The following is a 22684-nucleotide window of genomic DNA, read 5'->3' on the forward strand; positions in this document are numbered from 1 at the left end:
CGATGAGCGGCGTCGCCGGAATCGTGCTTAACGACAACGGCCGGCCCGCCGCGGCCGGCGATATCCAGCAGATGCTTTCGCGCATGCGCCACCGGGCCCGGGACGGCAGCTCATGGTGGACGGACGGCGGCGTGGTGCTCGGTCACGCCTGGTTCGACACGACCGGCGAGGACGGCCCCGGCCCGCTGACGATGGCCGGCGGCAAGCTCGCCATCACCGCCGACTGCCGGCTGGACAACCGCGACGAGCTTCTGGCGCGGCTAGGCCAGCGCGACCGGTCGATCGCCGACGCGGTACTCATCATGCGCGCCTATCTCAAATGGGGAGAGGCCTGCCCGACCTACCTGCAGGGCGATTTCGCCTTCGCGATATGGGATGGCGAGCGCCAGGCCCTGTTTTGCGCGCGCGACCATTTCGGCGTCAAACCCTTCTATTACCATTCGACCGACGGGCGTTTTGCCTTTGCCTCGGAGATCGGACCGATCCTGGGGCTGGACGGCGTCGGCAGGCGCCTCAGCGAGCACCAGATTTCGGGTTTCCTCGCCGGCTTGCCGGACGATCCGCAAGCCACGCCCTACGCCGAGATCTTCCGCCTGCCGGCGCGGCACAGCATGATGGTGGCGGACCGCCAGGTAGCACTTCGCCGCTACTGGCAGATCGAGCCGTCACAGCGGCCGCCGCGCCCGGACGCGGCCGAAGAATTCAGGCATCTCTTCGCGCAATCGGTGGAGAACCGGATGCGCGGCACGTCCGCCGTCGGCGCCATGCTGAGCGGCGGGCTCGATTCATCCTCGATCGCCTGCCTCGCGGGTTTGCGGGCAGCGGCGAAGCGCGACCTGAAGCTCAAGACCTTCTCGCTGGTGTTCGACAAGGGTTCGTCGATGGACGAGAAGCCGTTCATCGATGCGGTGCTCGACGACAATCCGCTCGACGCCACGCTGATTGCCGTCGGCAATTACGCGCCCTTCGCCGAATTCGAGCGCATCCTGCAAGAGCAGGAAGGCACGTTCCTGGCGCCTGGCCTGTCTTTGACCCGTGATCTTTACCGCATGGCGGGCGCAAAGGGCGTCAAAGTGCTTCTCGACGGACATGGCGGCGACGAGGTCGTCTCGCAGGGCCATGGGCACCTTCACGAACTCGCCAATGCCGGCCGGTGGCTTGAGCTGTGGCGCGAGTTGCACAGCGCCGCCAACACCTATGGCGAGGGCATGCTCTCGCTCTATTTCAAGTTCCTGACCATCTATGGACCGGCCTGGCGGATCGCCAGGATGAGGGCAATGGCCAAACGCCTTGCCGGCAAAATGCGGCACAGGCCGGCGCAGGCGCAGCGCGCCTGGGCGGGCCTGGTCAATCCGGAGCTTGCCAGGCGCACCGATCTTGCCGAGCGCTTTCATCGCAGCGGTTACATGCCCGCCGCCGTCAGCGCCAGCGAAGCCCTGACGCATCGCTGGCTTCTGTCCACCGGCCTGGTGCCGCACGCCTTCGAAGTGCTCGACAAGGCCGGCGCCAATTTCGGCGTCGAGCCCCGCTATCCGTTCTGGGACAAGCCGCTCGTCGAATTCTGCCTGGCGCTGCCCGGCGAGGAAAAGCTCAAGGACGGCTTCGGCCGCCATGTGCTGCGCCGGGCCATGCAAGGCGTTCTGCCGCCGGCCGTGCAATGGCGGCGCGACAAGATCGATTTCACCGCCAACCTGGTCAAAGGCATGCTCGGCAACCACCGCGAGCTTCTGGACAGCCTGCTGATATCGGACAGCGAACGGATCGCGCCCTATGTCAACCTGCCTGAGGTGAACGCGGTCTATGACCGTATGCTGCGCCAGCCCGAGCAGGCTACGCTGCCCGACGTCCAGCATGTCTGGCGCTCGGTTTCGCTGTCGCTGTGGCTGCGGCAAGTCCAAGGAAGCCCTGCATGAATCTTCCGGTTGCTTCCCTTGCGCGGCCCGCGCCCGCCGCCGAAACGATGACGCCAAGCGGACGCGTCCGCCATTTCTACAAGGCCTACGGGCTGGTGATCGGCTCCGAAGTGGCCTTGCCGGAACTGGAACCGACGGCGCCGGCGGCACCGGACCTGGAGATCGCGGTCGGGCCGGTCGACTTTCCCGACGACGCGTCGCAGGGCGCCACGGCGTTCCGCTTCGAACCTATGCGCCAGTATCTTGCATGGCGAGCGGTCGGCACCTTCATGATCAGCGGCGCCAAGCGGATCGACGTCGATCCGGCGCCGGGGATCGACGATCCGCTGCTTGCCTTTCCGCTGCTCGGGCCGGTGATGGCGCTCGCTTTGCACCAGCGCGGGCTGCTCGTGCTGCATGCCAGCGCCATTGCCGTCGGCGGCGAGAGCGTGATCTTCCTAGGCAACAAGGGCGCCGGCAAATCGACGACGGCGGGCGCGATGATCCGCGCGGGCCATCGGCTGCTTACTGACGATGTCGTGGCGCTGGATTTGTCCGACCCGGACCGGCCGATGATCCTGCCCGGATTTCCGCAGCTCAAGCTCGCCGCCGATGCGGCCGGCGCCATTCGCCTCGAACAGGCGGACGTGCGCCCGCAGGTGCATCCGCAAATCGACAAGGCACAGCACCGGCTGCGCGACGGGTTTGCCGCCGAGGCGGTGCCGGTATCGCGCATCTATGTACTCGAGCGAAGCGGGCGGGCGGCGATCTCGCCGCTGGCCGGTGCCATTGCGCTGCCGGCGATCATCAAATTCTCCTATATCACGCGGTTCGGCCGGCAGGCGCTGCCCGGCGATCTTGCCGCCGCGCATCTGCGCCAGTGCGCCCGGATCGCGGGGCGGATCGGTGTCAGCCGCCTCGAAATGCCCGCCGGGCTCGCCCGTATCGATGAAGCGGTCGCAGCGATCGAAGCCGACCTGGCGTCCGGGACAAGGTGAACCCGGGCATGGGCTGGTCCTCCAAGCTTCGCCTGTCGCTGTTGCGGGATATCACCGGCTTCGGTGCCATGATGGCGCATGTCGGCGGGAGGCGCACGGCGACGGCGCTGACCTTCCTGGTCCTGGGCAGCCTGACCGAAGGCGTCTCGATCCTGCTGCTCGTTCCGCTGTTGCGCCTGATCGGCAAGGCCGACCAGGATTACGCGGTGCCGGTGCCGGAGGCCTTGCATCGGCTGGTGCCCGGCGGAACGCTGTCGCTCGCAACGGTGCTCTGCCTGCTTATCGCGCTGGTGGCGCTGCAAGCGATGTTCAATCGCTTCAAGTCGGTCTACATGGCGCGGCTGCTCTATGATTTCGTCAACCGCGTGCGCATGAACCTGTTCGAAAGCGTCGGCAAGGCGCGCTGGGGGGTTTTCACCCGCATCCGCAGCTCCGATCTCGACCTTGCGCTGAACGGCGACGTCGACCGCGTGCAGGTGGCGGCCTTTTCGCTGCTGATGCTCACCCAGGCCACGCTGCTTCTGGTCGGCTATCTCGTGGTCTCGCTGTTCATCTCGCCGGTGATGACGTCCTTTGCCATCCTCATCGGCCTGGTGCTGCTGGTTGCGCTGCAGCCGTTCAGGGCGCGCGCCAGCGCCTATGGCCGCACGCTGACCGGCAATCGCCAGGACCAGTACCGCACGGTCTCCGAGTTCCTCGGCGGCATCAAGGTCGCGAAAAGCCTGAATGTCGAGGCAAGCTATTTTGCTGAACTCGGCGCGACGCTGGACAGGATGAAGGCCGATAACATCGCCTATGTCCGCAACTCCTCGCTCGGCACCGCTCTGTTCCAGGTGGCGAGCGTGATCGGGCTCAGCCTGTTCATCTATATCGCGCTGGTCCGCTTCCACCTGTCGCTGGCCGAGATCGTCGTGCTGCTCCTGGTCTTCATGCGGGTCGCGCCGCGCTTCATGGACATGCAGCTTCAGACCCAACAGGTGCTGATCAACCTGCCGGCCTACGCTTCGATGCAAAGCCTCCAGGCCCGCTTCGACGCCGAGCGCGAGCCGGCGCAAAGCGTTGCCGAACAAGGCGCAAAACTGTCGCTCGAGACCGGCCTCAACATCCGCGATGTATCATTCGCCTATGGCGAGGGCGACGGAGAACCTGTGGTCAGCGATATCACCTTCGGCCTGCCGGCCGGCAAAGTGACGGCGCTGATCGGCCCTTCCGGTTCCGGCAAGAGCACGATCGCCGACATGCTGCTGGGCCTGCTCGAGCCCACCGGAGGCCGGATCCTGGCCGACGGAGTGGAGATCACGGCACAAAATCGCAGAGCTTGGCGCGATCAGGTCGCCTATGTGCCGCAGGATGTGTTCCTGCTGCACGACACGATCGCCGCCAATTTGCGCCTTGCCGCGCCCGAGGCCAGCGACGATGCGCTCTGGACGTCGCTGCGCAGCGCCCATGCGGCCGATTTCGTCGAGCGGCTGGCTCTACGGCTCGAGACGGTGGTGGGCGACCGCGGCGTCCGGCTTTCCGGCGGCGAGCGGCAGCGCATCGCATTGGCGCGGGCGCTGCTGCGCAAGCCCTCGCTGCTCATCCTCGATGAGGCGACAAGCGCGCTCGACTGGCAGAATCAGTCGCTGATCGCCCAATCGATCGAGGCCCTGCGCGGCCAGATGACGATTTTGACCATCGCGCACCGACCATCGATGATCGCCTTCGCCGACTGGGTCGTGGCGATCGAGAACGGACGCATCGTCGAGGTCGGACAATATCAGCGGCTCAAGGCAAAAGCCGGCAGCCGCCTTGCCAGGATGCTGTCGGGCGAGCAGGCCGAGCGCGAAACCGCGCCATCGGTCGAGACAGGACCGGTCCCTGCGCCGGTCGAACGATCAGTGGAGGCTGCGTCTGGCGCTTAGCTTCTCGCCTTCGGCGACCTTGTTCAGGATGGCGCCGCGGTCGGCTTGGCGGACCTTGTCGGCCGATGTCGGCGTGACTCTGCCAATCATGGCAAAGACCAGAAGGAAATAGCCAGCCTGGATAATGACGGCGCAGATGATGGCACGCAGGAGGATGGTGCCCAGCGATGCGCCGTCGAAATACGACCAGCCGATGACGATCGCGAGAGCGAACATCATCCCGACGATGAATTTTGGCAGAGACATGTTCGCCGGCCCCTCAACCGATACGAGCATGCAGAAGCTGCGACTTACCCACCCGCGTAACTCCCCGTTGCGCCAAAGAGCTTTTTCTGGCTGCCCAATCCGGCCGGTTGCTTCCAGCCTTCCTTACCCATGCAGACTATGACAGGAACAATTTGCGACTCTATTAAGGCGCGCCGGCCGAAGCAAGGCCGGACAGCTATGGTTTCCAACGGTTTTACGAGATCGACTCTGGCATGGTGCGCCGCACACTCTGGCCCTGATAGCCATTCAATGAGGGCATCTGCAGCCTCAGTAAAACCCACGACATTGATTAGTACTTTACCTGAATAACTTACCATTGCGAGTGCTTCCGGCGACATGCAACCACGATTCTTCTGCAACAAAGAATGCACTGCCCAAAAATGGCCCGAAATGTGGACTACATTTTCATGGTTTTCGTTCACCTTGTCATAAACGCGCCACAAAGGTGAAAATTTGTGCAAGGCAGGTTTATTATTTGGTCAATTCATGACGTGAACATTTCATCGCGATGGGAAATTGTGTGTTGCGCTGCAGCATTTTTTTGATATCTTGCCGTAAACCATCCGTTCAACGTATGGAGCTTTTGCATGAGGGACGTCGCCAAGTCGGCTAATGCGGGTTTTGCGCAGGTCGGCATTGATTTTCCACCCCCCATCGGCGGTTTGCTCAAACGCAGCTTCGATATCGTCGGTTCCGTGGCTGGACTGGTTCTGCTCAGCCCGCTTTTCCTGATGGTCGCCCTGCTGGTCAAGCTTTCGGACAACGGTCCGATCTTTTATGGCCACAAGCGAATCGGCCGCGGCGGCAGGATTTTCTCCTGCCTCAAATTCCGCACCATGGTGCCGGACGGCGAGCGTGTGCTACATGCGTATCTAGCGGCCAATCCGGAAGCCAATGCCGAGTGGATCGCTACGCGCAAGCTGAAAAACGATCCGCGCGTCACCCGCGTCGGCCAGGTGCTTCGCAAGCTCAGCCTCGACGAACTGCCGCAGATCCTCAACATCCTGCAGGGCGACATGAGCCTTGTCGGCCCACGCCCCGTCGTGCGCGACGAATTGGAGATCTACGGCAGCGCTGCGGTCTATTACCTGAAGTCGCGGCCGGGTCTCACCGGCTTGTGGCAGGTGAGCGGCCGCAACGACGTATCCTACGACACGCGCGTCGCCTTCGACCGCCATTATGTCGAGAACTGGTCGTTGTTCGAGGACATTCGCATTATCTTCAAGACAGTTCCTGCCGTGTGGATGTCGCGCGGCAGCTATTGACCGACGGACCTGCCCCGCCAGATTCGGGGCAGGCATCCGGCAGTGATCTCATCGGGCGGATGGGGCCAAAGCGGATCGGAAACGTTCATTTGAAAAAAGACCTGTTCGGACTGTCTTACGCATGCAGTCTCATACCCAGGACCACCGCCCGCTTCGCGGGCGCGTTGCTTGTTGCGGGATCGCTGGCCATGCCGCAGCTCGCCGCCGCCGGCGATTATCAGCTTGGCCCGCAGGATAAGCTCAACATCCGCGTCGCCGAATGGCAGACCGTCGACGGCACGTTCCGCGACTGGTCGGCCATCAATGGCGAGTATTCGGTCGGCCCGGCAGGGACGCTGTCGGTGCCGTTCGTGGGCAACATGCAGGCTGCCGGCAAGACGACGGCGGAAGTTGCCTCGGCGATCGGGCTCGCCCTGCAGCGTAAGCTGGCGCTGCCCGACAAGCCGGAAGCCTCGGTCGAGATGGCGCAGTTCCGGCCGTTCTACATTTCGGGCGAAGTCCAAAACCCCGGCCAGTTTCCCTTCGTGCCCAATCTGACCGTGCTCAAGGCAATCAGCATCGCCGGCGGCATCCGGCGCAATGCCGACTTTGGTCCGCAGATCGAAAAGGATCTGATCACCGCCAAGGGCAGCTATGACATCTATGACGACCAGCGCTTGCGGCTGATGGTCAAGCGAGCCCGCATCGACGCCGACCTCGCCGGGAAAACGACTTTCGAGGTGCCTCAGGAAATTCAGGGCGATTCGAGATTGCCGACCATCGTCGCCGACGAAACGGCGATCCTGGTTTCCGACCAGAAGTCGCTGAAGCTGAAGCTCGATGCGCTCGATAATTTGAAGGGCGTTCTGCAGTCGGAAATCGAATCGCTGCAAAAGAAGATCGCGAACCAGCAGAAGCAGGTCGATCTGGCGGAGCAGCAGGCCGCCAGCATCGGTCCGCTGGCGCAAAAGGGCCTGATTGCCAATGCGCGACTGCTTTCCTCGCAGCAGACGGTCACCGACCTGCAGGGCAAGATCCTGGATTATGAGACGGCTATCCTCACCGCCAAGCAGTCGATCAGCAAGGCGGAGCAGGACGCCATCGATGCCCGTAACACACTGGGTTCGAGCCTCACCGCCGATCGGCAGCAAACGGAAGCGAACCTGAATGAGGCAGGCTTGAGGGTCGGCATGCAGAAAGGCCTCATCGCGCAGGCATCGGATCCGGCAACGGCTGCCGCCTTCACTGGCAACGAAGAGCCCGCCCTGCTCTATTTTCTGGTGCGGATCGCCGACGGCAAGACGAGCGAGGTCGAAGCCAAGGAAGACACGCCGGTGCTGCCGGGCGACGTGATCAAGGTGAAGCTGGCGCCGACGACCAGCCAATAGCGTCGCCGGCTCCGGCTTGCCACGAGCGAACCGAGGAACGGAGGCGGGAGGAACAAGTCAGGCTCGTCCGCGGCGCGGGCGAGCGATCTGTTTGCACCGCTTTAAGGCATAACATGCAGCCCGCAGCCCCGCGTCACGTGTACCTGAATCTCGACGCCATTCGCGGCGTGGCGGCAATCAGCGTCATGCTCTATCACTTCTCGCCGTTCCTCGCCGACGGGCGGGTGCTGCCATCGAGCTATCTCGCGGTCGATCTCTTTTTCCTGCTCAGCGGCTTCGTCATCGCGCATGCCTATGATCGCAAGATCGAGAACGGCATGGGTTTCGGCACGTTCGTCGCCGTCCGCCTGATCCGGCTTTATCCGCTCTATCTCGCCGGCACGCTGCTCGGCTTCTTCTATCTGCTGATCAAGAACAGGTTGATGCCGGCGGAATACATGCCGCTGTCCGAGATCGGCATGCAGCTGACGACCGGCATGCTCTTCATCCCGCTGGTCAGCGATGCCTATCATACGATCTTCCCGCTCAATCCCGCTTCCTGGTCGCTGTTCTTCGAGCTCATCGTCAACATCGCCTATGTCGCGGTCTTCTTCCTGCTGTCGCGTCGGGTGCTGACGGGGATCGTCGCCGTCAGCCTCGCATTGCTCGTCGTCGCCTCGGTTTTCGCCGGCACGCTCGATTTCGGCATGACCGGCAACACCATCCTCAGCGGGCTGCCGCGCGTAGCCTTCTCGTTCTTCCTCGGCATGCTGCTCTGCCGCTCGATGGCGCGCACCCAAGGCAAGCTAGGCTTCCTGCGGCGCGGCTTCTGGGTCGAAGGCGCGATCCTGCTCACGCTTGCCGTCTTCGCCATTGCACCGGCCGGCGGCGCGCGCGTTCTCTACGACCTTGCCGCAATCGTCATCGTCTTCCCGATCATGGTGATGACCGGCGCGGTAGCGCCGACCGCGCCGCTTCTTTCAGGCTTCTATGGCTGGCTCGGGCGGATTTCCTATCCGATCTACATCATCCACACACCGATGCTGATGATCATCGCCGGGGCCGGCAAGGCGGTCTCGATCGATCCGTTCGCGCATCATCCCTGGTTCGGCATCGTGATGGCGGCCTCGGTCGTCGTCATCGCCGACATCGCCACGCGCCTCTATGACGAGCCGGTGCGGCGCTTCCTGCAGCGGCAGATGCAGCGCGCCCGCGCCGTGGCTTAGACCCGGCTCACTGAAGAAGGGCTCAACGGACAAAATCCGGTATGAAGATTCCGAAATCCATTCTGATCGATCCCGATCGCAACGAGACCTACGGCATCTTCGCCGTCACGGTTTCCATGCTCGCCTTCGCCTACTCGCCCAATTTCGGCCAGATCCTGATCCTCGCCTACTACGCCGTCTGGCTGCCGCTGCTCTTCGTCGACTACCGGCGCTTCACCTGGAAACTCTCCAGCGCCTGGCTGCCCATACTGCTTGCGACCTATGTCTGCTTCTCGGTGTTCTGGTCGCAGGCGGCGGGCATCAGCGCGCGCGCGGGGGTGCAATATTCCTCGCACATCGTCTGCGCCTATGTCGCGGCGCGCACCATCAGCGTACGCACGCTGGTGGTCGGCTCGCTGATCGGTATCTTCTTCGTCCTGCTCTATTCGCTGAAAGTCGGCGCTTACGCGCTCGACATCATCGACGGCACGGTCAATTTCGTCGGCGCCTTCGGTTCCAAGAACCAGGTCGGTTTCTTTTCTTCGCTTGGCATCTTCTTCTGCCTTGCGTTCCTGGTCTTCTACCGGCGCAACTGGCTGGGCTTTATCTGGACCGCGCCGATCATGCTGTTGTCGGTCTATATGTTGGCAATCGCCCATTCGGCGACGTCGGTGGCCTCCCTGCCGGCGGTGATCGGCATCGTGTCGCTGCTGACGATGACCAAGGTGTTGTCGCTGCGCTATCGTCGCGTTCTGTTCATAGTCGGCGCCGGCGCGCTGGTGACAGGCGTGGTCGCAGCGCTCAACCTCGGCCTGCTGGATGTCGTGCTCGGCCTTTTCGGCAAGGATTCGACACTCACCGGCCGCACCTATCTCTGGGAGCAGGGCTGGGAGGCAGCACAGCAGCATCCGCTGCTCGGCTATGGCTATGCCGCCTATTGGGTGCAGGGTTTTGCCGATCCGGAGCGGCTGTGGGCGGAATTCTACATCTCGACCCGCTCCGGCTTCCACTTCCACAACACCTATGTCGAGACGCTGGTCGAAATCGGCTTCATCGGCGTCACCTTGCTGGCGCTGATCATCCTGCGCGCTTTCTACGGCCACCTCTCGAAGGTGGTGTTCGGCGACTGGAACGCCGATTCGGTGGTGCTTGCCGGCGCGATCGGACTGATGCTGATCCGCTCCTTCTTCGAGGTCGAGATGCTCGGCCCCTACTTCATGGCATCCTTCATCGTCTATTACGGCCTGTTCAAGCTGAGCCCATTGCCGGCTTTCCGGCGCCGCAGGGTGGCCATTCCCGCCGAGGACGAGAGGCCCGCCAATGGCCGCATGCCGGCCCCGGTCTGATCAGGGCAAAGCAGCAGCCGAACGCGCGACGGCTGCCTGGATGAGCCGGTCGGCAAGGATGGCCAGGAAGGCAATCGACAGGCCGGCGATCAGGCCCATGCCGGCATCGGCCTTGCCGAGCGCGACATAGACTGCCTGGCCAAGATCGCGCGTGCCGACAAGGGCAGCGATGGCCAGCATCGAGAGCGCCGCCATGATGGTCTGGTTGAGACCGAGCATGACGACCGGCAAGGCAAGCGGCAGCTTGGCCTGCAGCAGCGTCTGCAACGGCGTCGCGCCCATCTGCTCGACCGCCTCGACGACATCGGCGCGCACATGCCGCAAGCCATGCTCGACATAGCGGATCGGCGGCACGATGGCGTAGAGCATGATGGCGATCAGCGCCGTGAACTCGCCGACCTTGAAGAACATCAGCGCCGGGATGAGGAAGACGAATTGCGGCATGGTCTGCAGCGCGTCGCAGATCGGCTTGAGAATGTGCGAGACGCGGTCGCTATGCGCCGCCCAAGTGCCGAGCGCGCCGCCGACCAAAAGGCAAAGCAGAACCGCCAGCGTGCAGAGGTAGAGCGACTGCACCAGTTGCGGCCATAGTCCGTTGACCAGGATCAGCCCGAAGCCGGCCAGCGCGAAGAGACCGAGCCGCGGGCCACCCACCTGACCGGCAAGCAAGGCGACGGCAAGGATGAAGACAGGCCAGGGCAGATCGAGGAAGCCGGTGTAGAGAACAAGGCCGGCGGCCAGCACGGCGACCGCCGCCCGCCAGCCGAAGCGGCGCATCGCCAGCCCGGTCAAGGCCAGCACCAGGGCGGCATAGACGGCCAGCGCCGAAGGTGGAAGCACAAAGCCCCACATTGCCGGCGTCGCCGAGCCCGAAATGCCGACGCGCATCGGCAGAAGCAGACAATAGAGCACCGTGTTGCGCACGCCATTGAAAAACCAGGCATAGTCGCGAACGAGCCCCAGCAGCCACTGGTTGACCGCGCCCATCTGCATGCGCAATCCGGTTTCCGGCAGAAGCGTCGCATCGGGCGCGGCAAGCCGGATGATCACGGCCAGAGCCAGCGCGACCGCCAGCGAGAGGGCCAGCCGGCGTGGCGTCATCCATCGCATGGCGCGCGTCGGCCCGGTCTGCGGCGCCTTGGCGAAGCCGATGGTGAGGCGGTCGATGAGGATGGCGAGCAGCGCAATCACCAGGCCGGAGAGGATGCTCTGGCCGAACTCGGCCTTGCGCATCGAGGACAGGACCTCCCAGCCGATATCCTCGAAGCCGCCTATGATGGCGGCGACGATAACCATCGACAGTGCCGCCATCGTCGTCTGGTTGAAGCCGACGAGAAGCTGCGGCAGCGCCGTCGGCACTTCGACCTGCCAGAATTGCTGGCGCCGCGTGCAGCCGCTCATCAGCCCGGCCTCGCTGATCGCCGCCGGCACGCGGTCTAACCCGAGCATGGTGTTGCGCACCATCGGCGGCGTCGCGTAGATCGCCGAGGCGATCAGCCCGACCACCGGCCCGAAGCCGAACAGAAGCAGCAGCGGGATCAGATAGGCGAAGGCCGGCACCGTCTGCATCAGGTCGAGCGCGCCAAGCAGCACTGGGCGCAGGCGCGGACGGGCATGACCAAGGACACCAAGAGCGAAGCCAAGCACGGTCGAGATCGGCACCGCCAGCAGCACCAGCGCAAGCGTGTTCATGCTCTGCGGCCAGTAGCCGGCAAGCAGGATATAGGCGAGCGTGGCGAGCGCGAAGATCGCCAGCCGCCCGCCGCTCGACTTTAGCGCAAGGGCGGCGACAGCCAGCATTACCGCCGGCCAGGGCAGCCAGGCCAGCACCAGCCGCGCGCCGCGCATCGGCGCATCGAGCAAGGCGGAGAGGGCCCGGAATCCGGGCTGAATGAAGGCGACGACAACGTCGGTTACGGCGTTGATGTAAGCGGCCAGCGGCAGCGTCCATTCCTTGGGGAAATTGACCAGCCAGGGAAGTTCGGTTTTCACAAGCAGGCAAAGCACCGCAAGCACGGCCAGGCCACACCAGGGAACAAGGGCCGGCGCGATGGCGAACCTTTGCGGGGATCCCGCGATCGCGGCCGGCGCCGTCATGAGCCCTTGCGCCTCGCCTGCTCGCGCTCCAGCACTGCAAGCACGGCGCTGGCGCTGAGCACCGCCGGCGGACCGTCGCCGGCGGCGGAAACGGTGAAAGCGCCCACGCCGGAGGCGAGTTGCGGGATAAGCGCTTCGAGACTGGTGTCGGCTGCGACGCTCCGTTCGGGCAGCGCCGCGCCATTGGCGGGCGTGGCGATGTCGCCGGCCGTGATGACGCGCAGCAGCGGCATATCCTCGGTAAACTGCGCGACATAGTCGTCCGCCGGGTTGAGCACGATGTCGGCCGGGCGGCCGATCTGCACGATCTTGCCCGCCCGCATGATGGCCAGCCGGTCTGCAAGGCGGAAGGCCTCGGCGATGTCGTGGGTGATGAAGATGATGGTCTTCTTCAGCATGCGCTGCAGGCGCAGGAATTCGTCCTGCATCTGCTTGCGGATCAGTGGATCGAGCGCCGAGAACGGCTCGTCGAGGAACCAGAGCTCCGGGCCTACCGCGAGCGAGCGGGCAATGCCGACGCGCTGCTGCTGGCCGCCGGAGAGCTGGTGCGGGAAGGACGCCTCGCGGCCTTCAAGCCCGACAAGCGCGATCATCTCGCGGGCGCGGGCCTCGCGCTCCTTCGCCGGCTTGCCCTGGATCTTGAGCGGGAAGGCGACGTTGCCAAGCACGTTCAGATGCGGCAGCAGGCCGAAATTCTGGAACACCATGCCCATGGCGTGGCGGCGCAGTTCAATGAGTTCCTTGCCGCTGGCGGCGAGCAGGTTCCTGCCGTCGAGCAGGATTTCCCCGGCGCTCGGCTCAACCAGGCGCGACAGGCAGCGCACCAAGGTCGACTTGCCGGAGCCGGACAGCCCCATGATGACGAATATCTCGCCGGTCGCCACCTCGAAGCTGGCATCGACCACGGCCGGCAGATGCGCCTCCGCGCGCAGGCGCTCGGCCAGCGCGTCGGGATCGATCACATAGCCGCGCGAGTCGAAGTAATAGCCCGGCCGCCGGCCATAGACCTTCCAGACATTTCGACAGGCAAGCTTTATCGGACGCGCGGCGGTGTTCATCCCTATCGACCCGTACCGATTGCTCGCCCGGCTCCGCATATTCGGGAAGCCGGGCCTTTGTTGCCCTCGGCCTTTGCCAGGCACATCGGCGAACTATCCCTTGGCGGCGTCGAGCCAAGGTTTCCACACCGCCTCGTTCTTGTCGATCCATTCCTTGACGACGGCGTCGAGGTCCTTGCCCTGCTTGTCGACCGCCAGCATCAATTTCTGCTGCTCGGTCGCGTCCATCTTGAAGGCCTTGAGGAAGGCATAGGCCGCCGGCCATTTGGCGCCGAAGCCGGACCAGACGATCTTGTCGACATCGGGCGGCGTGATGCAGTGCTCGTTGGTCTGCTCCTTGCAGGGCGGCATGGCGACCCAGCCGACATCGTTCTCGGCAAGCGCGTAATGCGGGCCCCAGAACATCATGATCAGCGGCGTCTTGGCGGCTTCGGCTGCTTCGAGCTCGGCGACCAGCGCGCCTTCGGAACCCGACGGCACGGCGGTGTAGGGCATGTTGTTGTCGGCAAGGATGGTGGCCGCGCGCGAGCCCCAGTCGGACGGGTAATCGAGGAAGCGGCCGTTAGGCGCCGTCTCAGGTGTTGCCAGCGCCTGGACGCATTCGGGCTTGTTCAGCGCGTTCCAGTCGGGCAGGCCGGGACAGACCTTTTCCATGAATTTCGGATAGATCCAGCCTTCCTGCGTCTTCAGGTCGAGCTTGCCGACGTCCTCGATCTGCTTGGCGGCCAGCACCTTCGGATAGATGTCGCCGACATTGTTGAGCCATATCTCGACCGAGGCGCTGAGCGAGCCATCGGCCAGGCCCGAGAACTGCGGAAAGTTGCCGGCGGTGACGTATTCGACCTTGTAGCCGAGCTTCTCCATAAGCTGTCCGGCGATGTGGGTGGAGACGTGCGATCCGGTCCATTCCAGCATGGCGAGCTTGATCGGCTCGTCCTTGGCGCCGAGATCGGCGCTTTGCCCTGCCGCTGTTGCGGCAAGCATCAGCGCGAGGCCAAGGCCGGCCCCTTGCAAAGCATTTATCGTTTTCATGTCAGTTCCCCTGTCTGGTTGATGACCCTTCTTCCATGCGGCCTCCTCCCTGAAGGCCGGGATCCATCCCCCGCGCGGACGCTACCACAAGGCTCCGCCGGTGATCTGGATATTTTCCATGGTGATCCCCTTGGCAAGGTCCGAGCAAAGGAAGATCGCGAGCGCGGCGATCTCCTCCGGCTGCATCATGCGTCCCTGGGGATTGCCCTTCCTGAATTCGTCCATCACCTCTTCGGCGCTGCGGCCCTTTCCTTCGCGCTCGACGACCTGCGCGACGTTGCGGCGCATCAGCTCGGTCTCGACCCAGGTCGGACTTATCATCACGCAGGTGACGCCATGCGCGGCACCTTCGAGCGCCACGCAGCGCGTCAGGCCGAGCAGGCCGGCCTTGGAGGCGCAATAGGCGGGGTTGTCTTTCCAGCCGACCGAAGCAGCCGTCGAGCCGATGTTGACGATGCGGCCCCAGCCGCGCTCGATCATGCCGGGCAGCACGGCGCGCGTGGTGCGGAAGGCGCCGGTGAGATTGGTGTCGACGATCTTGTCCCAGAGCGCGTCGGAATGGCCGCAGACCGGCTGTTCGGCCGTCGTGCCGGCGGCGTTGACGAGGATGTCGGCCGGGCCGACAGCCGCCTGGGCTTTAGCAAAGAAGAGGTCGGTGAGCGCACTGTCGCGCACATCGAGATGCGCGGCATGCACCTTGGTGCCGTGGGCGGCCAGCGCCGACTTCACGCGATCGATCTCGTCGGCGCCGGGATAATAGGCGGCGTCCGCCCTGCCCGCCTGCGGCGGCGCCACATAGGAGCCGACGGCAACATTGGCGCCGACCCTGGCGAGCGCCGTTGCGATGGCGAAACCCATGCCTGAAAAGCCGCCGGTGACGATGGCGCTGCGGCCGGTGAGATTGGTCATCGCAAGCGCGCTCCGTATTCAGACTGCAAGATAGCCTCCGTCGACGACCATTTCGGAACCGGTGACGAATTTCGATTCATCCGAGGCGAGATAGAGAACCATGTAGGCGATATCGCCGGGCTCGCCGAGGAAACCGATCGGATGGCGGGAAAGCGCCTTGGCCTTCTCCTGCTCAAGTTTTCCCAGATCGCGCAGATAGTTCTCGGTCTGCGGCGTCCAGATGTAGCCGGGATGAATGGAATTGCAGCGGATGCCGTAGCGCTGCTCGGCGCAATGCACCGCGACCGCCTTGGTCAAGGTGCGCACGCCACCCTTGGAGGCGCAGTAGGCTGCCAGATCTGCCTCGCCGATGATGCCGTCTATGGAGGACAGATTGATGATCGATCCGCCGCCGGATTTCTTCATCAGCCTGATGCCCTCCTGGCAGCCGAGGAAGACGCCGTCCAGATTGACCGCCATGGTGCGCCGCCATTCGGCCAGCGTTGTGTCCTCGATGGTCTTGGCGATGGCGATGCCGGCATTGTTGACCAGAACATCGAGCCGGCCGAAGCGCTGCTCGATCGCCGCCATGACCGAGGACCAGTCCTCGGGTTTCGAGACGTCATGGCGCAGCGCCAGTGCCTCGCCGCCGGCCTTGGCGATCTCCGCCGCGGTGTTGCCGGCGAGGCTTTCGTCGATGTCGCTGACGACCAGCTTCGCGCCTTCCGATGCCAGCAGAAGCGACGACGCCCGCCCGAGCCGAGCCCGGCCCCGGTGATCAAAGCTACCTTGCCTGCGACGCGGCCCATTGCGGCGTCAGCCTCCCTTGCTCGACTCCAGCGGTCTGCCCAGCCAATCGCGATAAAAACCTTCAAGATCCGGCTCGAAGTCGTGCACGATCGGATAACCGGGCGCAGCCGCTTCCACCTCGTGCAGCGTGCCGCATTGCGGGCAGATGAATTCGCGGATTTCCATCCAGTCCGGATCCGGCAGGTCGCTGTTGGGGTAGATCTCGCGCAGGGCTTCCTCCGTGTCGCGCACGATGATCGCGGCCTTGAGCTTCCAGTTCTTGCGATAGTCACCGAAGGAATGGCCGCATTCGCATTTCGTCACCCGCTCTGCGCCGCTCTGGCAGATGAAGAGATGGTCGCCGACGGGCAGCAGGATCGGGTCCTTCCAGCCGACACGGTCCTGCAGCACCGCGACATATTTGAAGAAACGGTCGTCGTCCTTGTAGGCGCTCATTATGCGGCGTGTCTGCGGCCAAGGCAGCGTGCCGGCGACCAGATCGGCGATGACTTCCTTGCTGTATGAGGTCATGGCTTTGCTCCCGGCATGAAGATCGATCTGGCGTCGACGTCCCAGAACTCGCTGAAATCCTTGGTAAAGTGCGACGATAGCTTGATCGCGCTGGCATACATCTTCTTCACCTCCGGAGCGAAGTCGGCCGCCTTCACCCGCTCGCGCTCCTTGGCCATCCATTCGGAAACCGGTTTGGCGCGCGCCAGGCGCTTTGCCCGCATCTCGGCGCGATGGCGCTTGGTGGCCTCCAGATTGGCGACGGGATAGCCCTCCGCGTCCTCATCCAGCATGATACCGAAGATACCCTCGGCCGCCTCCCTGGTGAGAAAGCCGTTCTCGACATCCCAGGCGGTCTTGACGGGATCACGCTCCAGCACATCGCCGTAACCGCCGCCGCCATTGTAGGAATGGGTGAAGACGTCGCCCGTCTTATGGGGCGCGGTGATATAGGGCCCTTCCATCGTCACATGCTTGCCTTCGAGCCGCACTTCCAGCTCCGAGCGATACGGGTTGGTGCCGGTGTGGTGCGCCAGCGGCGCGCCATTTTCGGCCAGCTCGAAGATGTTTGAGTCGCGCACCGCGCGGTGCTTCTGGCAGGTCGGCGCCGGATAGCCGCCGCACAGGCCGCCATTGTCGAACACGCGGGATGAATGCTCCGACGTCACCAACCTAAGATGATCAGTCTTGCTCACCAGCCAGGTCGACAGGAAGGAGCAGCCGCCGCGATATTTGCCGGCGCCGCCGGAATTGGGAACGATGGAGCGGCCGATATAGAGCATCGGCATGTTCTGTTCCCAGATCTCGATATTGCCCATGTCGGATTCAGGGTTCCAGCCGACATAGGCGGTGTCCAAACCATCCTTGATCGCCAGAGCACCGGAGCCGGCGGCGGCGCATTCGAAATGCGCCATGCCGAAAGGCGTGCCGTACTGGCTGGTGCCGCCCATCTCGATCATCGGGCTGTTGACCTGGCCGACAAAGGCCTCTTCGACGAAACCACGCGCGATGAAGGAACGCGACAAGAGCCGCTGGAAGACGCCATAGGCGGGCAAGAGCAACGCCCAGGAGGTGGCGGTCGCCACCATCTCGTTGTCGGGATTGGTCCAGGTGCCGGCGGGCAGCTTCAGCTCGGTCGCCATCCAGGCGCCGTCATTGACCAGGCCCTCGAAGTTCATGTGCTGCGTCAGCGTCACGAACATGCCGCCATCCATGCCGGCGGGCGTGCAGTTCATCGAATGATAGCCCCAGGGCTGGGTGCCCTCGAAGTCCATGATGATCTTGCCGTCGGAGGTGATCTCCATCTCGATCGGCATGTTGTAGAGCCAATCGGGATCGCCGAGCGGCTGGTAACCTGGCTTGCCGGCTGTCACGTGGCCATAGAAGGTGTGGCCGCGATAGATACCGGGCACCGTGAGCTGGCGCGTGCGGGCGAGTTGGGCGCGGCGGCCCTCCTCGATGAACTCCTTCGAAACCTGCATCCAGTAATCGAGGCCGATCTCGTCGATCAGCGCCTTGACGCTTTCGCGCATGTCGATGCAGGAGGCGACCTTGGCCTTCTCGTCCAGCACCCAGTAGATCGGCATTCTGAGATTGCGCTCGCAGCGGATGACGTAGTCGCGCCTGAGCTCGTCATTCTCGCCGACCTTTTCGGCACAGACGAACAGGCCTTCGGTGAAGCGTTCCTGGGCGAGCGCTACGTCGCCGCCGGGCGTGATGCCGCCGGCCTCGAGCTCGTGGCAGACAGCGCCCGCCCAGCCGACCAGCTTGCCGGAATGAAAGATCGGCATGACATCCATGACGTCCGGCACCTGCACGGTGCCGATGAAGGCGTCGTTGTTGGCGAAGATGTCGCCGTCGCGGATCCGCGGGTTCTCCTCGTAGCCGTTGCGGATCATCCATTTGATGAAGCGGCTCATCGTATGCACATGCACCATGATGCCGTTGGAGAGCGCGATCGCATCGCCTTCCGGCGTGTAGATGGCGACGACCATCTCGCCGACCTCGCGCACGCCGGGCGAAGCCGAGATGCGGCGCGCCATCTCGCGTGCCGAGACGCAATAGGCGCGCAGCTTCGTGTGCAGCGTCTCGAACTTCAGCGGATCCTGGTTGCGCAGCTCGAGTTCGGTGATGCCGTCATAGCAGCCGGTCTCTTCCATCAGCCGTTCGGATTCGATCAGCCTTTCGCGGATGCGGAGCGCGGAGGCGGGTTTGTCCAGCATGGCGTTCGCCCTTCTCAAGCGTGGGTGTAGTGCAGCAGCGTCCATTCATCGACATGGACGCGATCCTGCGGGTGAACGACGAGCGTCGTCGCCGGGTGTTCGATGATGGCCGGGCCGATAACTTCATGGCCGGGCTGCAGCAGGTCCATCTCGTAGAGATTGGCCTTGTGCCAGCGGCCGCCGATATAGGCCTCGCGCATGCCCTTGTGGGCTGATGCCGGGTCCGACTTGCCGAGCGGGCGCTTGAGCAGCACCGGCTTGACCTTGTCGGCGGTAGCGATCAGCCCGAGCTCGGTGATGGAGAAGCCGGCTTCGCCATAGCGCGAGACGCGGTGGTTGACCTTGGCGTAGACCGCCTCGAATTCGTCGATGACCTTGCGCATATCGTCGGCCGAATGAAGCGCCGATAAGGGCGCCATCACCTCGACGTCCTCGAGTTGGCCCGTATAGCGCATCATCAGGAACGGCACGGTCTTGATCTTGCTCAGTGCGTGACCGTCGGCCACCATTTCGTCGACCGCGGCCTTGGTGAGATCGTCCCAGACGGTGGTGACCTTCCTGCCGAAGGCGACCAGTTCGTCATCGCTTGCCCGGGCGCCGATGTCGATCTGCGTCGACACCGAATGCCGGCGCATGAAGTCGGCGGTGGTGCAGCCGAAGGCCGAGAAGGCTGCGGCAAACTGGAAAGTTATGATGTCCTTGAAGCCGATGCCCCTGGAGCAGCCGGCGAGGTGCAGCGGCCCCGAGCCGCCATAGGACAGAAGCGTGAATTCCGACGGGTGGATACCCTGGCCGGAGATGACGCGGCGCAGCGCGTTGTTGGCGTCGGCCTCCAGCATGTCGATCATGCCTTCGGCGGCTTCCTCGACGCCAACGCCGAGCAGGCGCGAGCATTTCTCCTCGAAAGCTTTGCGCGCCTCCTCGACCTGCAGGACGACCTTGCCGCCGAGGAAGTAGTGCGGGTTCAACCGGCCGAGTATGGCGTCGCAATCGGCGATGGTCGGCTCGGTGCCGCCCTTGGCGAAGCAGATCGGGCCGGGATCGGAGCCGGCGCTTTCCGGCCCGAGCGAGACCTTCCTGGTCAATGGATCGACCTTCAGGATCATGCCGGCGCCGGCGCCGATCGTGTCGAGATGCAGCGTCGGCACGTTGAGCTTGAAGCGGTCCATCAGCGGCTCGTTCTCGATCCTGGTCTGGCCGCGGGTGATGACGCCCATGTCGAAGGAGGTGCCGCCCATATCCGAGCAGATCAGCGAGTCGTTGCCGATCAGCTTGCCGACATAGGCGGCACCCAGGATGCCGCCGATCGGGCCGGAGATCATCGTCTCGTGCAGGCGCGGATGGTTGATGGAGGTCAGGCCGCCGAAGGAGAGCAGCGTCTGGACGCCGTATTTGAAGCCGTATTTCTTCGAGACGTCCTCGATGCCCTTGAGCTGCTTGCGGCCACGGGAAGTTGCGTAGGCTTCGATCAGCACCGAGTTCAGCCGCGACTGTTCCCGGATGACCGGGCGCACCTCATGGCTGGTGTAGACGAGGATGTCGGCGCCGGCGGCAGCGATCTCCTCGCGGCATATCTCGGCGATGCGCTTCTCATGCGCCGGATTGACGTGCGAGAAGACGGTCATGATGCAAATCGCCTCGACCTTGTCGGCGATCAGCTTCCTGGCGGCGGCATGCACCTCGTGCTCGTAGAGCGGCAGGATGATGTCGCCGAACTGATCGATGCGCTCGGTGACGCCATGGGTGCGGCGGCGCGGCACCAGCGGATCGGGATGATGGTGGGTGACCGCGTGCAGACGGTCGGCATAGGAATAGTCCGCCCAGGCCTGCAGGCCGCGGCCCATCAGGATCATGTCCTCGAGGCCCTTGGTGGTGATCAGCCCGAGCTTGCGGCCGGTGCGCGACAGCAGCGTGTTGAGCATGCCGGTGCCGGAATAGAGCACCACGTTGACGCCCGAGAACAGGTCCTGGAGCGAGATGCCCCAGGCGTCCGCCGCGTCCTCGGCCGAGGCGAGGAAGCCTTCCGCCTCGTTCTTCGGCGTGGTCGCCGACTTGCCGATCTTGAAGTGACCGTCCTGATCGACAAGGATCGTGTCGGTCATGGTGCCGCCAGCGTCGATGCCGATGACGATTGGATTGGTAGTTATCTGGTCCACGGGTCGCCTTCCCTTATCGAGAACGACCACAGGCTAGATTCGATCGCCCGGATCGCGCCATATGCCTAAAGACACAATGACCTCGCGGCGCGGTTCGCCGAGAAAAGGGCATGCGCATGGGCAATATCTGGGCGCCGCTGGCCAAGGCGATCGCCGCCACCGGCACCGACCGGCATGTCGACTGCCTGATCGACCTGATCGGCGCCGACATCGCGCATGACCTGGTGACGGTGACGCGTTATTCGGCGACCAGGACGCCGGAATTCGTCAAGCACCGGCAGTTCTCCGACGAGATGGTGCGGCGCTATCTCGACAATTACTACGTCTTCGATCCCTTCTATGCCTCGTGGCGGCGCGAGCGCCGGCTCGGCATCATGCCGCTCAAAGGGCTGGCCGACGAGGAGGCCAAGCGTGGCCAGTACATTGCCGGTTTCCTCGCGCAGTCGGAGATCTGCGACGAGGTCGGCATCCTGCTCGCCGACGGCGGCGACTGGTGCCTCGGCATCTTCCTCGACCGCTCGACCATGTCGTTCAAGGACAGCGAGATCGCGCTGCTCACCGAGCGGCTGCCGGTGTTCGAGGCGCTGCATGCGCTCGACATCAAGGCGCGCGGCGCCGACTTTTCGCGCACCTCGGCGCCGAGCGGCCCCGGCGCCTCGCCGCAGCAGAAGCCGAGGGTTCCGGAAAGCCTGTGGCCGGAACTATCGCTGCGCGAGCGCGAGTTGGTGCAGCTTATCCTCGCCGGACATCCGACCGCCAACATCGCCGCGCGGCTCGGCATCACCGTCGGCACGGTGAAGAACCACCGCCGGCGCATCTATGAGAAGCTCGACATCACCACCGAGCGCGAATTGTTCCTGCAGTTCTTCCAGCATCGGATGGACAGCTAGCGGCCGTAAACCATTGATGACGCGTGCGTCGCGCCAACCGGGTAACCTGCAAATGGCGTCGGCGCGATGCGAAGCGATTTGGGTTTCGATCCCTGGCTTGACGGGAGTACCGTTGGCTAAGGAAGATCGCGAGGATCATACGGGGGATCACGGACCGCTTTCACATGCAGGCTGAAGTAACGTCCGATTATGCCGCAAGGCTGCTGAAGCGGGGCTATATATGCCTGCCGCTCCGGGCTGGCGGCAAGCATCTCGATCTCGAGGCGATGGGATATGAGCCACTGCATTTGCGAACACTGCGGAAAAGGCTTAAGGAGCTGGCTTTCACTTCGATCGCTTTTCAACTGGCGCAGAAACCCCCGGGCAGCAACGAAATCGCCCGCTGGTTTCGCGACTTCCCCGGAAACGTCGGCATACTGGGTGGATATTCCGACCTGATGATCCTGGATTTCGATGTCGAAGCCGGCTACCGGAGCTGGCAGGGGCACAACAAGGAGATCGCGAGCCGCACGCCGTTGGCGCGGACGCCGAGCGGGTTTCATGTCTATATCCGGACGCGCGAACCGACGGTGTCCTCGAGCCTCCACTTCGGCATGCGCAGGGTCGGCCATGTGAAAGCGCTAGGCGGCTATGTCGTGAGCTACCCCTCGGTGCTGAAGGACGGCTCCTCCTACAGCTGGGTCGAAGGCCAATCGCCGTTCGACGTCGAGCCGCAAGTCGTCGACGGTCTCGCCAGTCTTTCGCTGCGCCCGGTGTCGCTGTTCAAGCACCACTACGACCGCCTCATGAAGCGCGGCTTCTTTGAGCGGCAGTGAGCGG

18 protein-coding genes are annotated in these 22684 nt (G+C 63.9%); 9 read left to right on the plus strand and 9 right to left on the minus strand.

Going from position 1 to position 22684, the window contains the following annotated elements; translation table 11 throughout:
• The first annotated feature begins 2 nt into the window (after positions 1-2).
• From RFM98_RS10975 to RFM98_RS10985, 3 genes are read left to right on the plus strand one after another with little or no spacing between them, the layout of a single operon-like run.
• Positions 3-1913, plus strand: coding sequence for a lasso peptide isopeptide bond-forming cyclase (locus tag RFM98_RS10975; protein WP_320308878.1), 1911 nt, complete (start codon positions 3-5; stop codon positions 1911-1913).
• Positions 1910-2890, plus strand: a complete 981-nt coding sequence (locus tag RFM98_RS10980; RefSeq protein WP_320308879.1) for a serine kinase — start codon at positions 1910-1912, stop codon at positions 2888-2890. The genes RFM98_RS10975 and RFM98_RS10980 overlap by 4 nt, the downstream gene beginning before the upstream one ends.
• An 8-nt stretch (positions 2891-2898) precedes the next feature.
• The gene (locus tag RFM98_RS10985) at positions 2899-4794 is read left to right on the plus strand and encodes an ABC transporter ATP-binding protein (RefSeq protein ID WP_320308880.1); all 1896 of its coding nucleotides are present in this window, start codon (positions 2899-2901) and stop codon (positions 4792-4794) included.
• Here the strand turns inward: RFM98_RS10985 and RFM98_RS10990 are convergent.
• The gene (locus tag RFM98_RS10990; protein ID WP_320308881.1) at positions 4768-5040 is read right to left on the minus strand and encodes an exopolysaccharide production repressor protein; all 273 of its coding nucleotides are present in this window, start codon (positions 5038-5040) and stop codon (positions 4768-4770) included. The genes RFM98_RS10985 and RFM98_RS10990 overlap by 27 nt on opposite strands.
• A 608-nt stretch (positions 5041-5648) precedes the next feature.
• Between RFM98_RS10990 and RFM98_RS10995 the strand changes: the two genes are divergently transcribed.
• The 4 genes from RFM98_RS10995 (at position 5649) to RFM98_RS11010 (ending at position 10223) form a co-directional block, all read left to right on the plus strand.
• A complete protein-coding gene (locus tag RFM98_RS10995) occupies positions 5649-6326 on the plus strand; it encodes a sugar transferase (RefSeq protein ID WP_320308882.1) in 678 nt (225 codons plus the stop codon).
• Between the two features lie 188 nt (positions 6327-6514).
• A complete protein-coding gene (locus RFM98_RS11000; protein WP_320308883.1) occupies positions 6515-7693 on the plus strand; it encodes a polysaccharide biosynthesis/export family protein in 1179 nt (392 codons plus the stop codon).
• A gap of 113 nt (positions 7694-7806) precedes the next feature.
• Positions 7807-8898, plus strand: coding sequence for an acyltransferase family protein (locus tag RFM98_RS11005; protein WP_320308884.1), 1092 nt, complete (start codon positions 7807-7809; stop codon positions 8896-8898).
• Between the two features lie 41 nt (positions 8899-8939).
• A complete protein-coding gene (locus RFM98_RS11010) occupies positions 8940-10223 on the plus strand; it encodes an O-antigen ligase family protein (RefSeq protein ID WP_320308885.1) in 1284 nt (427 codons plus the stop codon).
• On the opposite strand, the gene RFM98_RS11015 is transcribed toward RFM98_RS11010, so the two are convergent.
• From RFM98_RS11015 to RFM98_RS11050, 8 genes are all read right to left on the minus strand, one after another.
• Entirely contained in the window at positions 10224-12320 is a 2097-nt protein-coding gene (locus RFM98_RS11015) for an ABC transporter permease (RefSeq protein ID WP_320308886.1), read from the minus strand.
• Positions 12317-13378 (minus strand): quaternary amine ABC transporter ATP-binding protein, encoded by a 1062-nt coding sequence (locus RFM98_RS11020; protein ID WP_320308887.1) that lies wholly within the window; start codon positions 13376-13378, stop codon positions 12317-12319. Before RFM98_RS11020 ends, RFM98_RS11015 begins: the two co-directional genes overlap by 4 nt.
• A gap of 93 nt (positions 13379-13471) precedes the next feature.
• Positions 13472-14410 carry an ABC transporter substrate-binding protein gene (locus RFM98_RS11025; protein WP_320308888.1) on the minus strand — a complete coding sequence of 313 codons (939 nt, stop codon included), beginning with the start codon at positions 14408-14410 and terminating at the stop codon, positions 13472-13474.
• 81 nt (positions 14411-14491) lie between these two features.
• The gene (locus RFM98_RS11030; RefSeq protein WP_320308889.1) at positions 14492-15319 is read right to left on the minus strand and encodes an SDR family NAD(P)-dependent oxidoreductase; all 828 of its coding nucleotides are present in this window, start codon (positions 15317-15319) and stop codon (positions 14492-14494) included.
• A gap of 18 nt (positions 15320-15337) precedes the next feature.
• The gene (locus tag RFM98_RS11035) at positions 15338-16036 is read right to left on the minus strand and encodes an SDR family oxidoreductase (RefSeq protein ID WP_320308947.1); all 699 of its coding nucleotides are present in this window, start codon (positions 16034-16036) and stop codon (positions 15338-15340) included.
• Positions 16037-16114: 78 nt separating this feature from the next.
• Positions 16115-16618, minus strand: coding sequence for an acetone carboxylase subunit gamma (locus RFM98_RS11040; RefSeq protein ID WP_320308890.1), 504 nt, complete (start codon positions 16616-16618; stop codon positions 16115-16117).
• The gene (locus tag RFM98_RS11045; RefSeq protein WP_320308891.1) at positions 16615-18819 is read right to left on the minus strand and encodes a hydantoinase B/oxoprolinase family protein; all 2205 of its coding nucleotides are present in this window, start codon (positions 18817-18819) and stop codon (positions 16615-16617) included. The genes RFM98_RS11040 and RFM98_RS11045 overlap by 4 nt, the downstream gene beginning before the upstream one ends.
• Positions 18820-18833: 14 nt before the next feature.
• On the minus strand, positions 18834-20975 hold the full coding sequence (locus tag RFM98_RS11050) for a hydantoinase/oxoprolinase family protein (RefSeq protein ID WP_320308892.1): 2142 nt from the start codon (positions 20973-20975) through the stop codon (positions 18834-18836).
• 110 nt (positions 20976-21085) lie between these two features.
• Here RFM98_RS11050 and RFM98_RS11055 point away from each other — a divergent pair, with 110 nt between their 5' ends.
• Both RFM98_RS11055 and RFM98_RS11060 read left to right on the plus strand, forming a co-directional pair.
• Positions 21086-21865: a helix-turn-helix transcriptional regulator gene (locus RFM98_RS11055; RefSeq protein WP_320308893.1), complete on the plus strand. Its 780-nt coding sequence runs from the start codon at positions 21086-21088 to the stop codon at positions 21863-21865.
• A gap of 164 nt (positions 21866-22029) precedes the next feature.
• The gene (locus tag RFM98_RS11060) at positions 22030-22680 is read left to right on the plus strand and encodes a bifunctional DNA primase/polymerase (protein ID WP_320308894.1); all 651 of its coding nucleotides are present in this window, start codon (positions 22030-22032) and stop codon (positions 22678-22680) included.
• Positions 22681-22684 lie beyond the last annotated feature (4 nt).

It is taken from the genome of Mesorhizobium australafricanum (assembly GCF_033977265.1).
In the GTDB taxonomy this organism is placed as follows: domain Bacteria; phylum Pseudomonadota; class Alphaproteobacteria; order Rhizobiales; family Rhizobiaceae; genus Mesorhizobium; species Mesorhizobium australafricanum.